Here is a 15442-nt window from a genome sequence, read left to right as displayed (position 1 = left end):
CATGCCTCCCGTCTTGGATGTTCGCAACATACATCGCATATATGAGAGCAAGGCCGGGCTCACCCACGTCTTGCGCGGCGTGTCGCTAACGGTGGAGCGGGGCGAGTTCCTATGCATCATGGGTCCGTCCGGTTCGGGAAAATCCACGTTCATGAATATCTTGGGGTGCTTGGACAGGCCTACGTCGGGACAGTATTTCCTCGAGGGGATTGACGTGTCCACGCTCGATGACGATGAACTTGCAGAGGTGCGTTCGACCCGCCTGGGATTCGTGTTCCAGTCGTTCAACCTTCTGCCCCGTGCAACGGTTATCCGCAATGTCATGCTGCCGCTGATCTACTCCGATTGCCCCGTGTCCGAGCGTCTGACGCGCGCCTGTGACGCGCTGGAGTCGGTGGGCCTGCCAGCCGAGTATTTCGACCACAAGTCAAACGAGCTGTCCGGCGGCCAGATGCAGCGCGTGGCCATCGCCCGCGCCTTGGTCAACGACCCGGCACTCATTCTCGCCGACGAACCGACCGGCAACCTGGACTCTGCCACGGGCCATATGGTCTTGACCACGTTCCGGCGACTGAGTGACGCCGGCAAAACCGTAGTCCTCATCACCCACGACCCCGAAGTCGCCGACTGGGCCGATCGCACGGTGCATATTAGAGACGGCAAGCTGCTCACCGACGAGGAGGAGCGTGCCATGGTGGCGGCAAGTTCGAACCTCGGAAGGGGGCGCACGTGAGAATCAGGGACCTTCTATATGAAACCTGGTCGGCGCTGGCGGCGAACAAGGGCCGCAGCTTCCTGACCATTTTGGGCATCGTCATCGGCATTGCCGCTGTCATCGCCATGGTGTCGCTTATCGGAGGCGTGAAGCAGTCCTTGGTGGGTGAGCTTGGCCTTGACCAATCCCGCATGGTGATGATCGATCTGTACACGGGACAGGAGAACACCTTCGAAGACCTTGCTGGAATCGAAGAGAATGTGGATGGGTACGACTATGTGGCTGGTGCGCAATGGTCGTCCAGCACGGTTTCCACAGGCACCAAGCAGCAGCAATCCACTGTGATGGGCGTCGGGGAACATTTCTTCGACGCAATGGGCATGACTTTGAAAGAGGGGCGTCTTTTGACTGACGACGAGCTGGCTTCGGGCAGCATGTCGGTAGTTATCGACAGCTATCTTTCTCGCGAACTGTTCGGAGCGGATGAACAAGCCGCCGGCAAACGAGTCACCATCGGCAACGATGAGTACGTGGTAGTGGGCGTGGTGGAATCCGCCAGTCTGCTTGTAAACCAAGGCTCGGCCTATATCCCGTTCCCGACCTGCGTGGCCCGTATCTCTGGGTATGCGAGCGTCGACACGATCGTGGGGTTTGCCACCGAAGACGCCGACATGGCGACTCTCGGCGAAAGGACCGAATCGTATCTGCGGGAACGTTACGGGATAAGCGAGGAAGACGACGAGAGCGGTCTTGGATACGTGTACGTACAGACCATGCAGTCGCTTCTGGACGAGGTGAACGCCACGATGATGTCGTTCCAGCTCATGATGACGGCGGTTGCAAGCATCTCGCTTCTGGTCGGCGGCATCGGCATCATGAACATGATGCTGACGAACGTGACCGAGCGCATCCGCGAGATTGGTCTGCGCAAGGCCCTGGGCGCGCGAAATGCCGACATCACAAAGCAATTTTTGATCGAGTCGATTGCGTTGTGCCTGATCGGTGGCATTATCGGCATCCTTGTGGGTTATGGAAGCGCCCTTGCGCTTTCGGGCGTTGCTTCGTCTTTGGCGGAAGGCATGACCGTCACGCCTTATTTCTCGCTGCGGGACATGCTGATTGTGGCTGGAATCTGCACGGGCATCGGCGTGGTTTTCGGCTACGGGCCAGCGCGGCGCGCCGCGAAGCTCGACCCGGTCGAATCGTTGCATTACCAATAAGAGTTTTCGCAGGCCGCGCATGGCGGCCTGCTTTCTTGCGGGGTGGGCGGTGCGTCGCTGCATCGTGCAAGGTAGGTGCAGAAGGCCGCGGTGTTCTGCCGGGCGGGGCGCGGATGCCGAGCCAGGCGGACGGGAACGCACAGGGGCCAGGCGCAAGGGCACTGCAGGCGTTTCAAGGTTCCGATGCGTCGGCCTGAAGGACTTCGTTTGCCGTTTCGTCCGGTGTTTTCGGCACTTTTTGTCGATAAGACCGACTTGGAGGTTTTATCGAAGGGGTTTTCGACCCGTTTTGCCTCCGATGAAGGGCGAGCTGCGGGTTTAGGTCCCGATTCGGAAAGGGCTTGTTTGCATCGCACCTGGTCAGAGCTTTTTGCCAAAATGCCGTTGCATCGAGGGCGGAACTTGCAAACTCTATACAAACCTCCAAGTCGGAAAAACGTGCAAAAACTCAGAGATTTGCCGAATGAAAAAGATTGGCGGGCCGACCGGAGAACGCTAAGGGGAAGGAAACGTGGCTCCGTGCCGCCCGCCTACGGAAAGGTGAGGGGTTGTGCGGATTGTTAACCGCTGGTAACTTTATACACCATCTTGAAAGTTAACGGTAGAAAACTTTTTCTGAAACAGCGCGTTTCACAAACCTACCATAACCATTGCGGTTTCGGTGTATGGTTGAGCCGCTTCTGGGGCAGCATGGGCCATAGCCCTTTTGCGGTTGGTCTCGAAGTGAGAAAATGCTTTACTGCACAGGCCGCATCGCCGCGAAGTTGGCGCGGCCGACAGCCAGACGCAGAATAAGCTTCGACCGAAAGGAGGGCCATGGAACAAGGCGCACCGAGCTTCCCGTTTTTCACGCATCGGGACTGTCCGTATTTCCCGTGCCACGAGGGCGCGGATCTGGACACCTTCAACTGCGCGTTCTGCTACTGCCCTCTATACGCGTTGGGTCCCGCCTGCGGTGGCGATTTCCGCTACAACGACAAGGGGCTGAAGGACTGCACCGGCTGTACGAAGCCCCACGAAGGCGACGCGGGCATTCGCATGGTCAAAGAGCGTTTTCGGGACCTTGCGGCTCTGGCTGCCATGCCGATGCACGATTCTGCGCCCGAACCTGTCGAGAAACCCGCCTTCGAGCATTATCTGCAGGTGGGGAAGAAGAACATGCGCTGCGGCTACACCACAGGGACGTGCGCGGCTGCGGCCGCCCGCGGCGCGGCGGAGCTCTTGCTTGCCGGGACGGCGCTGCCAGGTGTGCGCATCTTGACGCCCGCGGGTATCGAAGTGCCGGTTGAGCTGGAAGAATACTCATCGGGAGACGGCTGGGCGCAGTGCGCGGTCCGCAAGGACGCGGGCGACGACCCGGATGTGACCGACGGTTTGCTGGTGTTCGCGCGGGTCTGCCGGACCGACGGGCCGGGCGTGGACATCGACGGAGGCGGAGGCGTGGGCCGCGTCACCCGCGAGGGGCTGGACCAGCCCGTGGGTGCGGCGGCCATCAACCATGTGCCGCGCGAGATGATTGCCGAACAGGTTTCGGAGGCGGCGTCGTCGAACGGATACGTCGGCGGCCTGCGCGTGGAAATCTTCGTCCCGGGAGGGGCGGAGGTGGCGCGGCGCACCTTCAATCCGCGGCTCGGCATCGAAGGCGGCATCTCCATTCTGGGCACGTCGGGCATCGTGCGGCCCATGAGCGAGCAGGCCATCGTGGACACTATTCGCACCGAAATGAACGTACGCCGCGCGGAGGGCGCCACGCACCTGCTGGTCATGCCTGGAAACTACGGGCGCGATTATGCGGAAGGCGAGCTGGGCCTCAACGTGGACGAGGCCGTGCAATGCTCTAACTATATAGGAGAGGCGCTGGACATCGCCTCGAGCCTCGGATTCGAAACGCTGCTGCTGGTGGGTCACATCGGCAAGTTGGCGAAGGTGTCGGCAGGCAATATGAACACCCATTCCCGCACATCGGACGCCCGTGCGGAAGTGCTGGCCGCCCACGGGGCGCTGGCCGGCGCATCCTGCGATGCCGTGGAGGCCATCATGCAGAGCATCACCACCGACGAAGCGCTGGCGATCTTGCAGGATGAGGGCGTTTTAGGGCCTGCCATGGCGTCGCTGACGCAGCGGCTGGGCGAGCGCCTGCAGCAGCGTGCCGGCGATAATCTGCAGGTGGAATGCATTGTTTTCTCTCTGGCGCACGGGCTTTTGGGCAAGACCCCGGGCGCTGACGGTTTGTTACGTATCGAAGGGATCGCAGGTTCATGATTCATTTCGTAGGAGCGGGGCCCGGCGCCCCGGATTTGATCACGTTGCGCGCGGCCGACCTGCTGCGCGCGGCCGATCAGGTGATTTATGCGGGCTCGTTGGTCAATCCGGCGTTGCTGGACCTGTGCGGCCCTCAGTGCGAAATCCACGATTCGGCCCATATGACGCTGGAGGAGGTCGTCGCATGCATGCAGGCCTGCGAGGCCCGAGGCGGCATGACGGTTCGCCTTCATACAGGCGACACCAGCCTGTACAGTTCCATCCGCGAGCAGATGCGGCTGTTGGACGATGCGGGAATCTCCTATGACGTAGTGCCCGGCGTGTCCGCGTTCGGCGGCGCGGCGGCGGCCCTTCAGACCGAATACACGCTGCCCAGCATATCGCAGTCGGCCATCATCACCCGTATGGAGGGGCGCACGCCCGTGCCTGACGGCGAGAAGCTGAGGCTTATGGCCCGCCACGGCTGCACGCTGGTGCTGTTTTTGTCCACGAGCCTTTTGGAATCGGTGCACGACGAGCTGGTGGCAGGCGCCTATACGGACGACACCCCGGCGGCCATCGTGTACAAGGCCACCTGGCCCGACGAGCGGGTGTTCCGCTGCACGGTGGGCACTTTGGCCGAAACGGCGGCCGAAAACGGCATCAAGAACACGGCGCTCATCGTGGTGGGCGACGTGCTGGGCACAAGCTTCGACCGCTCGAGGCTTTACGACCCCACCTTCTCCCATATGTTCCGCGAGGCCAGCCAGCCGGAAAAGACGCAGGAGACGCCTGCCGACGACATGGACGGCGGCGCTTCCGCAAGTCGGGCCCTTGCGTTGGCAGCGTTCACAAAACAAGGATGCGAACTGGGTAAACGCATCGCAAGCGCATTGTCTGACGACGGATGGAATGTGCGGGTGTTCGCGCCTGAACGCTTGGCGAAACAGGCGGAATGCGCCTCGTACGGCAATCTGTCGGCGTGGACGGGCCACCATTGGCAGGATACGGCCATCGTGTTCGTGGGCGCGTCGGGCATCGCCGTGCGCTCTGTAGCGCCGTATGTGCAGGACAAGTTCAGCGACCCTGCGGTGGTGAGCGTCGACGAGCGGGGAACCTTCGCCGTGCCGCTGCTTTCGGGGCATGCGGGCGGCGCGAACCAGCTGGCCCGCCGCATTGCCTCCATTGTGGGAGGCAGGGCCGCCGTGTCGACGGCCACCGATGTGAACGGGTTGTTCGCCGTTGACGAATGGGCCTTCCAGCAGGGCCTTTGCATTGTCGAGCGGGATGCGGCCAAGGCCGTGTCGGCGGCGCTTCTTGAAGGGGAGCCTGTCGGGTTCTCGAGCGACGTGCCTTGCGAAGGCGATCTTCCGACGGGTGTGACGGCTGCAGGCGCCGGGGATGCGAAACCTTCCGTCGGCTTCGTGATTACCCATGACGTGGACGCGAACCCCTTCGAAACCACGCTGCACCTGATGCCCCGCGATGTGATTGTGGGCATAGGCTGCAGGCGCGGCACCTCGGCTGCTGCTGTCGAGCAGGCCGTCTGCCAGGCGTTGGACTGCGCCGGCATCGACATGCGTCGCGTGGCCGGGCTGGCAACCATCGATCTGAAGGCCGATGAGCAGGGCTTGTTGGAAGTCGTCCGCGCCCATGACTGGCCTTTGCAGACGTTCTCGGCTCAGGAGCTGGAGAAGGTGCCGGGCGCGTTCTCCGATTCCGAATTTGTGAAGGAAACCACCGGTGTGGGCAACGTGTGCGAGCGCGCCGCGGTGGCTGCGGGCGGCGCGTTGCTGACGTCCAAGCAGGCGCAAGATGGCGTGACCGTCGCGCTGGCCGTCCGTCCGGTCGTCCCGTCGTTCGCCCGAAAGGGCGCCGGCAAGCTTGCCGTGGTAGGCATCGGGCCGGGGGCGGGCCAGGACATGACGGGGCGGGCCCGTGCGGCCATCTCGGCCAGCGACATCATCGTGGGCTACACGGTGTACGCCGGCCTGCTGGCCGAGGAGTTTCCGGACAAGCCGATGTTCACCACTCCCATGCGCAAAGAGGTCGAGCGCTGCGAACGAGCGCTTGAGCTGGCCAGACAGGGCAAGAACGTGGCCATGGTCTGCTCGGGGGACGCGGGCGTCTACGGCATGGCCGGCCTGTGCTTCGAGCTGGCCGAAAAAGCCGGTGAGGTGGTGGACATCGACGTTGTCCCCGGCATCACGGCGGCCACGGGCGGCGCGGCGGTGCTGGGTGCTCCGCTCATGCACGATTTTGCGGTCATCTCGCTATCCGACCTGATGACGTCGTGGGAAACCATCGAAGCCCGCCTGCGGGCGGCCGCGTCGTCGGACATGGTGGTGTGCCTGTACAACCCCTCGTCCCACAAGCGGCCCGACTACCTGCAGCGGGCCTGCGACGTCCTGCTTGCGGCGGGCGCTTCGCCCGAAACCGTCTGCGGGTATGTGCGCAACATCGGCCGCGACGGGGAGGAGGCCTGCACGTGCACCCTGTCTGAACTGCGGGAAACCGCCGTCGACATGTTCACCACGGTGTTCGTCGGCAACAGCCAGACGAAGCGCATCGGCGGTGCCATGGTGACGCCTCGCGGCTATCTGCAAAGGGGGGACGAATGATGCAGCCCGCTTCGAACGATTCGCGCCCGACGGTGCTCGTGTACGGCGGCACCACGGAATCGCGCACGCTGGTCGAGGGTCTGCTGGCCACGGGCATGTGCCGCGTGGTGCTGTGCGTCGCCACCGAATACGGCGCGGCCGTCATGCCGCCCCATAAGGACCTGGCCTGCCTGGTCGGCCGCCAGCAGGCAGACGACATGGAACTTCTCATGGGCCGTGAGTCCTTCCTGTGCGTGGTGGATGCCACCCATCCTTACGCGACGGATGTGACGGCGAACATCGCGCAGGCGGCAGGTGCGGTGGGGCTGTCCCTCATCCGGGTGACGCGGGCGGAAGACGCCGACGACGTGTGGCTGACGGCGCAGACCGTCGAAGAGGCTGCACGCATCGCCAATGACCTGGCGGGAAACATCCTGTTGACCACTGGCACCAAGGACCTTCCCGTTTTCGCGAATGCCATCGACGGGTTTGCCGAGCGGGTGTACGCGCGTATCCTGCCTGCGCGGGAAAGCCTCGACCTCGCGCTGTCGGCCGGCCTTGCGCCGTCGCACATAATAGCCATGCAGGGTCCGTTCTCCATGAGGCTGAACATGGCGTTGATCGAGGAGTTCGGCATTTCTGTCATGGTGACGAAGGCGTCGGGCAGGCAGGGCGGATTCCAGGAGAAATCCGATGCGGCGAAGGAGGCCGGCTGCACGCTGGTGGTGATCGCGCGGCCCGTTGAGGAAGAGGGCTTGAGCGTCCACAAAGCGGTGGCGCAGGTCATCGGCATGCTGCGGAAGCGAGGAGCGAATCATGCTGGTTAACATCATCGGCGCGGGCATGGGCACGCTGAACACCATGACCGTGGCGGCCCATATGGCCCTGAAGGGAAGCGGACTGGTCATCGGCGCGCAGCGGCTGCTGGACAAACTGGGGCCCTTCGCACCCGAAGGCGCCGCGCAGCTGCCGCTGTACCGACCCGATGACATAGTGGATGCCCTCAAGGCCCATGCGGACGTGCCGCAGGCGAGCATCCTGCTTTCCGGCGACGTGGGATTCTACAGCGGTGCGGCGGGCATCCACCGTGCCCTGGCGCCTTACGAGACGGAGCGGCGGGCGGGGTTCTTCATGGTGGAAGACGGTCATATCCAGGCCGATTACTTCGACATCGACGCCGACGGCATGCCCCGGGCCGCATCCGCTCCTGCCGAAGGCGGCTTCGCCTGCAGCGTGAAGATTCATTCGGGCGTGTCGTCGCTCGTCTATTTCTGCGACAAGCTGCGCCTGCCCTGGCAGGACGTGTTCGCCACCTCGGCCCACGGACGCGACTGCGACGTGGCGGGCGAGGTGCGCCGCCATACAAAGACGTTTTTCCTGACAGGCGGCAAGGCCAAGGCCCAGGACGTGTGCGCGCGTCTGCAGGATGCCGGGTTCGGTGGTTTGCGGGCCGTGGTGGGCGAGGGCCTGTCGTATCCCGGCGAGCGGTTCGTCTGCGGCACCGTGGACGAGCTTGCGGGGCTGACCTTCGACGATCTGGCGGTGCTGCTGGTGTTCAACCCCCTTGCGGCTGCGCCGACGACGGCCTGCCTGCCCGATGACGCCTTCGAGCGCTCGTCGGAAGGGGGACGCATGGTTCCCATGACCAAAGAGGAAATCCGGGCCGTGGCGGTGTCCAAGCTGGGCATCGCGCCCGATTCCGTGGTGTGGGACGTAGGCTCGGGCACAGGTTCGATTACCGTGGCCTGCGCCCGGGCGGCGTGCGCCGGACAGGTGCATGCGGTTGAAATGCGGCCCGAAGCTGTCGAGCTGACCAGGCGAAACGTATCTAAGTTCGGACTTGGCAACGTGACGGTGACGCAAGGCCGCGCACCCGAGGCGCTGGCGGGGCTCCCGGCTCCCGATTGCGTGTTCATCGGTGGGACGACCGGTTCCATGGCGGATGTCATACAGGCGGCCGTGTCGGCGAATCCCCAGGTGCGCATCGTGGCCACGGCGGTCACTTTGGAAACGACGGCGCAGCTGGCCCAAACGGTTGCGGCCTGTGGGCTTCAGCATGCGGAAATCATCCAGCTGTCGGTAGCCCGAAGCCATCAGGTCGGCGAGTATCACCTGATGAAGGCGGAAAACCCTGTGTTCATGCTGAGTGCAGACGGGCCGGGTGCACGATGATCGCCTCCATACCGCGCATCGTCATAGGCGCCGCGTCCAGCGGCTCCGGCAAAACCACGGTCGCCTGCGCGCTCATGCGGGCGTTGGTGCGCCGGGGTTTGGACGTGCGTGCCGGAAAATGCGGCCCCGACTACATCGACCCCATGTACCACACCCGGGTGGTGGGGGCGCCCTCCCGCAACCTGGATTTGTTCCTGGCCGGCAAGAACACGGCGAAGGCCCTGTTCGCAGAGGCGAACGAAGGTGCCGACATCGCCGTGGTGGAAGGCGTCATGGGCTACTACGACGGCGTTGCCCTGAGCAGCGACGCTTCGGCGTGGGACGTGGCGTGCACGCTTGAGGCTCCGGCCCTGCTGGTGGTGGACGGACGCAGCCGAGCCCGGTCCATCGCGGCGGAGGTGCAGGGCTTCGTGAATTTCCGCACCCCCAGCATGGTGGCCGGCATCATCTTGAACCGCACGTCGGAGGCGATGTATGTTCGGTTGAAGCAGGTCATCGAGGAGGAATGCGGCGTTGCCGTTTTCGGGTACCTTCCCGACGTGGAGAACGCGTCGCTTGAGAGCCGGCATCTAGGATTGGTGCTGGCAGACGAGGTGTCCGATTTGCAGCGCAAGCTGGACGGCCTGGCGGATGCGGTTGAGGCCTGCATCGATTTGGATGCGGTGCTGAGGCTGGCCGCGTCGGCGCAGCCGCTTGCCTTCGAACCGATGGGGCTTCCTGCTAAGGCGGATGGCAACCCGACCATCGCCGTGGCCTATGACGAGGCCTTCTGCTTCTATTACGAAGACGCCCTGCGCCTGCTGGAGAAACTGGGCGCGCGCCTGGTGAGGTTCTCGCCGCTGCGCGATGCGCAGCTTCCGGCCTGCGACGGCCTGTATCTGGGCGGCGGCTATCCGGAGCTGCATGCCAAGATCCTTTCCGAAAACACGGGGATGCTCGAGTCGATCCGGCGGGCCGTGGCAGCGGGCATGCCTACGGTGGCCGAGTGCGGAGGCTTTCTGTACCTGCAGCAGCAGCTGGAGGATGCCGAAGGCGAAGCCTGGCCGATGGTCGGCGCGCTCGACGGGCGCGGGTTCAAAACGGGGCGCCTGCAGCGGTTTGGATACGTGACGCTTTCGGCCCGACGGGACGGGCTTCTGGCCTGCGAGGGCGATACGCTTCCGGCACATGAGTTCCATTACTGGGATTGCGACGCATGCGGGGACGCCTTCGCCGCGCGCAAGCCCCAGTCCGCCCGCCATTGGGACTGTTGCATGTGCACGCCGACCCTCCATGCGGGCTTTCCGCACCTGTATCTTCCCGGCGCGCCTTCAGCCGCCGCCCGATTCGTCCGCGCCTGTGCCGAATGGGACAAAGGGGACAGTCCCTTTTGTCCCACCGAGGACGGCGATGCCTGATGCTTCACCATGTGGCCTGCATCGCGGTGGGGTTCGTGGCCGACCTGCTGTTCGGCGACCCGTACAGCCTGCCGCATCCAGTGCGCTGGATCGGAAGGCTCATCGCTGCGCTGGAGAACCCGCTTAGGCGGGCGTTTCCCAAAACCGACAAAGGGGAGTTCTGGGCGGGCGTGTGCCTGACAGTGTTGGTCGCCGGCATATCCACTGCCTGCGCCGCCGGACTCATCTGGGCCTGCGGGCTCATCAGCGGATGGCTCGCCTTCGGGGTGGAATGCCTCGTCTGCTACCAGATGCTGGCTTGCAAATCCCTCAAGGTCGAGAGCATGAAGGTATATGACGCCTTGGTCGGCGGCTCTTTGGAAGACGCGCGCCATGCCGTGAGCATGATCGTGGGACGCGACACGCGGAATCTGGACGCCCAAGGCATCACCAAGGCGACGGTGGAGACCATCGCCGAGAACGCCAGCGACGGCGTTGTGGCACCCCTCCTCTATATGGCGCTTTTCGGGCCGGTGGGCGCGGTAGCCTACAAGTCCGTCAACACGATGGATTCCATGGTGGGCTACGTCAACGACCGTTACCGGCATTTCGGGACCGCAGCGGCCAAGCTGGACGACGTGCTGAACTTCCTGCCCGCCCGCATCGGAGGCGCACTCATGTGCGCGGCGGCGGGCCTTGTCGGGCAGGACCCGAAAGGCGCATGGCGCATGTTCCGTCGCGACCGCCTGAAGCACCCGTCTCCCAATTCCGCCCACACGGAAGCCGCCTGTGCCGGAGCGCTGGGCATCCAGCTTGCCGGCGGCGGCACCTACGGCGGCGTGTACAAACCAAAACCCACCTTGGGCGATCCCGTTCGGGACATCGAGTCCGACGACATCGTCCGTGCGAACCGGCTGCTGTACGCCACGTCGACGCTCAGCGTGCTGGCCGCAATGTCACTCGCAGCCGTTCTTTGGGTCGGCATCCTGTGATGCTATGGCACCTTCGTTTGTTTAGTGGGACAATGGACGAACATGTTTGATGAAAAGGCATTCGCACGCGTGCGTCGGCGTTTTGGAAAGTGAGGATCCGTGGGTTGGGAGCTGTATGACGCGCTGATCGACGGCATTCCCGAAGGCATTGCCGTCAAAGACTTCTGCAAAGGCGTGAGCTGGTCGTATGTTGAAGCGGAATGCGGACTCGGCATTGCCAAGACCGTGCAGGACGGTGCCCGTGCGCAGCTCTACACCGGCAACTACCTGAATTTGGACCTGAAAAGCCTGGCCGCTTTGGCGAAGTCCTGGCGGTTCAGCGAAGCGTCCTTGGGCGTCGCAGCCATGAACGCCTGGTACACCCAGCCTGACAAGCTGGCGGCCTTAGGGGCCGATGTGGACGGCGGCGAATCCTACGCGGGTCGGAACCAGAACCCCTTCGACTCCATGGAGGAGCGCTACACCGGCAAAAAGATCGCCGTCATCGGCCACTTCCCGGGCATGGCGACCATGGACCGGGTGGGGCATCTGACGGTGCTCGAGCGCAACTGCCGAAACGACAACGACGTGCCCGATTCGGCCTGCGAATACATCCTGCCTGATCAGGACTTCGTGTTCTTGACGGGCACCACGCTCACGAACAAGACCATGCCGCGCCTGCTGGAGCTTTCCCGCAGCGCCTGCACCGTGGTGGCGGGCCCCAGCTCGCTTCCTGCCTGGCCCGTCGTCGAGGCGGGAGCCGATATTGTCGCCGGCAGTGTGGTGACCGATGCCCAGGCTGCCAAGTATGCGGTTCGCGGCGGCTCCAAGCAGCAATGGCGTGCCGGCATCAAAAAGTTCGTGTGGGAACCGGTTCGCGGGTGAGGATGCCGATGCGACCGTACGACCATGGCGGGGATGTCTATTCGCACCCCGTTGAACTGGACTTCTCTTCCAACATCAATCCGATGGGCATGCCCGATGCGGCGCTTGCGGCCCTGTGCGCCTGCCCGACGGATTTCGAGGCGTACCCCGACCCGCGCTGCCTGCAGCTGACGTCTGCAGTGGCGCAGGCGGAAGGCGTGCCCGAATCCTGGGTGCTCTGCACGGCGGGGGCGAGCGATGCGTTTCTGCGGGTGTGCCTGGCCCTGCGCCCGCGCACCGCGTTGGTGGTGTCGCCGGGCTTTTCCGGCTACGGGCATTCGCTGCGCCAGGTCGATGCTGAAATTCGAACTCATGACCTGCGGGAATGCGACGGTTTCGCGCTGACCGACCGTGTGCTGGCCGACTTGACGCCCGATGTCGACCTGGCGTTCCTCTGCACACCCAACAACCCCACGGGATGCACCGTCGAAGCCGGTCTGCTCGAGAGGATTGTGGCCCGGGCGGCGGCCCAGGACACGGTCGCGGTGGTCGACGAGTGCTTCCTGGATTTTGCCGACCAGCCTTCTGCAGTGCGGTTGTGCGCAGCGTATCCGCAGCTCATTGTGGTGAAGGCTTTCACAAAGTCCTATGCCATGGCGGGCCTGCGGGTCGGCTGGTGCGTCTGCTCCGATGGGGCTCTGCTCGATCGCGTCTACGGCTGCGGGGCGGAATGGGCGGTGTCGTCGCCTGCCCAGGCTGCAGCGTTGGCGGCGCTTTCGGAGGCCGGCTATCTGGAACGGACCCGCGCCTATGTGGCAGCCGAGCGGGCCTACCTCGCCTCGGGTCTTGCAGAGTCGGGCCTGCGGGTTGTTCCCAGCGAGGCCAACTATCTTTTGTTCCAAGTGCCTGTCGCCTTCGATCTGAAGGCTGCGTTGTTGGAACGCGGTATTCTCATCCGGTCGTTTGCGGACTGCCGCAACCTGGGACCGACGTGGTTCCGGGTCGCCGTGCGCACGCACCGGGAAAACGTTCGCCTATTGCATGAAATACAGGAGGTGAGCTGCGCATGGCAAAGGCCATAATGGTGCAAGGCACCATGTCAGGAGCAGGAAAAAGCCTGATCGTAGCCGCATTGTGCCGAATCTTCGCGCAGGACGGCCTGCGTGCGGCGCCGTTCAAATCCCAGAACATGGCGCTGAACTCCTGCATCACCGACGATGGTTTGGAAATGGGCCGCGCCCAGGTCATGCAGGCCCAGGCGGCGGGCATCCGCCCCGAAGCGGCCATGAACCCCATCCTGCTGAAGCCTACGAGCGACGTGGGCTCGCAGGTCATCGTCGAAGGCAAGCCCCTGACGACCATGTCGGCCAAGGATTACTTCGCGTTCAAGAAATCGCTGGTGCCTCAGATCATGAAGGCCTACCGCAGCCTGGACGAGCGCTTCGACGTCATCGTCATCGAGGGAGCGGGCAGTCCCGCCGAGGTGAATCTGAAAACCGACGACATCGTGAACATGGGCATGGCGAAAATGGCGTCCGCCCCGGTGCTTCTGGTGGGCGACATCGACCGTGGAGGCGTGTTTGCCCAGCTTATCGGCACCATCGACCTGTTGGATGAAGACGAGCGCGACCTGGTGAAGGCCACCGTGGTCAACAAGTTCCGCGGCGACGTGTCCATCCTCAAACCCGGCCTGGACATCATCGAGGAGAAAACCGGCGTGCCTGTGGCGGGCGTGGTTCCCTACGTGCGGGTGGACATCGACGACGAGGACAGCCTGTCAGATCGGCTGGACGTGCGCACGGCGGGTCAGACGCTTGACATCGCCGTGGTGCGGCTGCCCCACGTGTCCAACTTCACGGATTTCATCGCGCTGGACGCCATCGAGGGCGTGGGCGTGCGCTATGTTACTCGAGCCCGTGAACTGGGGGAACCCGACCTGGTCATCGTGCCGGGGACGAAGAACACCATAGACGATCTGCGCTGGATGCGGGAAAGCGGCATGGAGGCGGCCGTGGTGCGCCGCGCCGGGGCGGGAACGCCTGTGCTGGGCATCTGCGGCGGTTACCAGATCTTAGGTGTGGAGGTGCGCGACCCCGACGGCGTCGAGGGCGGCGGCACGCTGCGGGGCTTAGGGCTTCTGCCGGTGGTTACGGAGTTTTCCCCTGAAAAGCGACAGGTGCTTTCCAAGGGAACCATCCTGCAGGTGGAAGGCGTGCTTGCCGGCATGTCGGGGGCAACGGTGGAAGGCTACGAGATCCACATGGGGTCGACGGTCCGCACCGATACGGCGCCGCATGGCCAAGGCTCGGCCTTCGTCACCTTGGCCGACGCGGCCGGGCAGGAGGCACCTCACGAGGACGGATGCTGCTGCAACAATGTGTACGGAACATACCTGCACGGGCTGTTCGACACCCAGGAGAGCGCCCAGGCGCTGGTGTCGTCCCTGCTGGCGGCCAAGGGGCTTGATGCTGGGGCGCTGCAGGCGCTGGACATGGCGGCCTATCGCGAAGAGCAATACGATATCCTGGCCGATACGGTGCGGGAGAGTTTGGATATGGACTTGGTCTATCGCATTCTGGAGGAAGGCGTATGACGCAGATGCAAACCTTGACGTTCGTGGCTCCGGCTGAAATCGAGACCCGGAGCTTCCAAATCATTGGCGACGAGCTGGCGGCTAGGGGAATCAAGGTCGACCCCGAGACCGAACCTGTGGTCAAGCGGGTCATACATACGACCGCCGATTTCGAATACGCCGAAACGCTGCGGTTCTCCGAAGGCGTGGTTCCGCAGTCCGTCTTAGCGCTGCGCGACGGGTGCCATGTGGTGACCGACACGTCCATGGTGGCGGCGGGCATCAACAAGCGGGTTCTTGGCCGCTTCGGCGGGCAGGTGCACACCTTCGTGGCCGATGCGGATGTGGCCGCCGAGGCCAAAACCCGGGGCATCACCCGCTCGGCGGTGGCCATGGAACGTGCGGCCGCGCTGCCAGAACCGCCGATCTATGCGATCGGCAACGCCCCCACGGCCCTGGTGCAGCTTGCCGACCTGGTTCAAGCCGGCAAGGCCCCCATGCCGCGGCTGGTCATCGGCGTGCCCGTAGGGTTCGTCAACGTGGTCGAATCCAAGGAGCTCATCATGGGGCTGGGATGCCCCTACATCGTTGCCGTGGGCAGGAAGGGCGGCAGCAACGTGGCGGCGTCCATCGTGAACGCCCTGCTGTACCTGGCATCCGACGGAGCGCGCGATTAACCGGGGCGGAGCTTGGCCCCTTGCAGTTCTGAAA

At 63.9% G+C, this 15442-nt stretch carries 12 protein-coding genes; all 12 read left to right on the top strand.

The annotated features are described in order from the left end of the window. Position 1 precedes the first annotated feature (1 nt). The 12 genes from SHEL_RS10410 (at position 2) to SHEL_RS10355 (ending at position 15408) form a co-directional block, all read left to right on the top strand. Positions 2–733: an ABC transporter ATP-binding protein gene (locus SHEL_RS10410; RefSeq protein ID WP_041422560.1), complete on the top strand. Its 732-nt coding sequence runs from the start codon at positions 2–4 to the stop codon at positions 731–733. After that, complete coding sequence (locus SHEL_RS10405; RefSeq protein ID WP_041422559.1) at positions 730–1935, top strand: ABC transporter permease; 1206 nt, start codon at positions 730–732, stop codon at positions 1933–1935. The genes SHEL_RS10410 and SHEL_RS10405 overlap by 4 nt, the downstream gene beginning before the upstream one ends. Positions 1936–2751: 816 nt before the next feature. Then, on the top strand, positions 2752–4197 hold the full coding sequence (gene cbiD, locus SHEL_RS10400) for a cobalt-precorrin-5B (C(1))-methyltransferase CbiD (protein ID WP_012799233.1): 1446 nt from the start codon (positions 2752–2754) through the stop codon (positions 4195–4197). After that, entirely contained in the window at positions 4194–6797 is a 2604-nt protein-coding gene (gene cobM / locus SHEL_RS15475) for a precorrin-4 C(11)-methyltransferase (RefSeq protein ID WP_012799232.1), read from the top strand. Before cbiD ends, cobM begins: the two co-directional genes overlap by 4 nt. Further along, complete coding sequence (cobK, locus tag SHEL_RS10390) at positions 6794–7603, top strand: precorrin-6A reductase (RefSeq protein ID WP_012799231.1); 810 nt, start codon at positions 6794–6796, stop codon at positions 7601–7603. Before cobM ends, cobK begins: the two co-directional genes overlap by 4 nt. Then, positions 7593–8948, top strand: coding sequence for a precorrin-6Y C5,15-methyltransferase (decarboxylating) subunit CbiT (gene cbiT, locus SHEL_RS10385; RefSeq protein ID WP_012799230.1), 1356 nt, complete (start codon positions 7593–7595; stop codon positions 8946–8948). The genes cobK and cbiT overlap by 11 nt, the downstream gene beginning before the upstream one ends. Further along, the gene (locus tag SHEL_RS10380) at positions 8945–10345 is read left to right on the top strand and encodes a cobyrinic acid a,c-diamide synthase CobB (RefSeq protein ID WP_012799229.1); all 1401 of its coding nucleotides are present in this window, start codon (positions 8945–8947) and stop codon (positions 10343–10345) included. The genes cbiT and SHEL_RS10380 overlap by 4 nt, the downstream gene beginning before the upstream one ends. Further along, positions 10345–11316 (top strand): adenosylcobinamide-phosphate synthase CbiB, encoded by a 972-nt coding sequence (gene cbiB / locus SHEL_RS10375; RefSeq protein ID WP_012799228.1) that lies wholly within the window; start codon positions 10345–10347, stop codon positions 11314–11316. Before SHEL_RS10380 ends, cbiB begins: the two co-directional genes overlap by 1 nt. Positions 11317–11415: 99 nt before the next feature. After that, positions 11416–12180 (top strand): Rossmann-like domain-containing protein, encoded by a 765-nt coding sequence (locus SHEL_RS10370; RefSeq protein WP_012799227.1) that lies wholly within the window; start codon positions 11416–11418, stop codon positions 12178–12180. Positions 12181–12188: 8 nt separating this feature from the next. Further along, the gene (locus SHEL_RS10365; RefSeq protein ID WP_012799226.1) at positions 12189–13241 is read left to right on the top strand and encodes a pyridoxal phosphate-dependent aminotransferase; all 1053 of its coding nucleotides are present in this window, start codon (positions 12189–12191) and stop codon (positions 13239–13241) included. Continuing rightward, on the top strand, positions 13226–14752 hold the full coding sequence (locus SHEL_RS10360) for a cobyric acid synthase (protein WP_012799225.1): 1527 nt from the start codon (positions 13226–13228) through the stop codon (positions 14750–14752). The genes SHEL_RS10365 and SHEL_RS10360 overlap by 16 nt, the downstream gene beginning before the upstream one ends. Beyond that, positions 14749–15408, top strand: a complete 660-nt coding sequence (locus SHEL_RS10355; RefSeq protein WP_012799224.1) for a precorrin-8X methylmutase — start codon at positions 14749–14751, stop codon at positions 15406–15408. The genes SHEL_RS10360 and SHEL_RS10355 overlap by 4 nt, the downstream gene beginning before the upstream one ends. Positions 15409–15442 lie beyond the last annotated feature (34 nt).

It is taken from the genome of Slackia heliotrinireducens DSM 20476 (assembly GCF_000023885.1).
GTDB lineage: Bacteria > Actinomycetota > Coriobacteriia > Coriobacteriales > Eggerthellaceae > Slackia > Slackia heliotrinireducens.
This window is presented reverse-complemented; position numbering and strand designations above follow the sequence as displayed.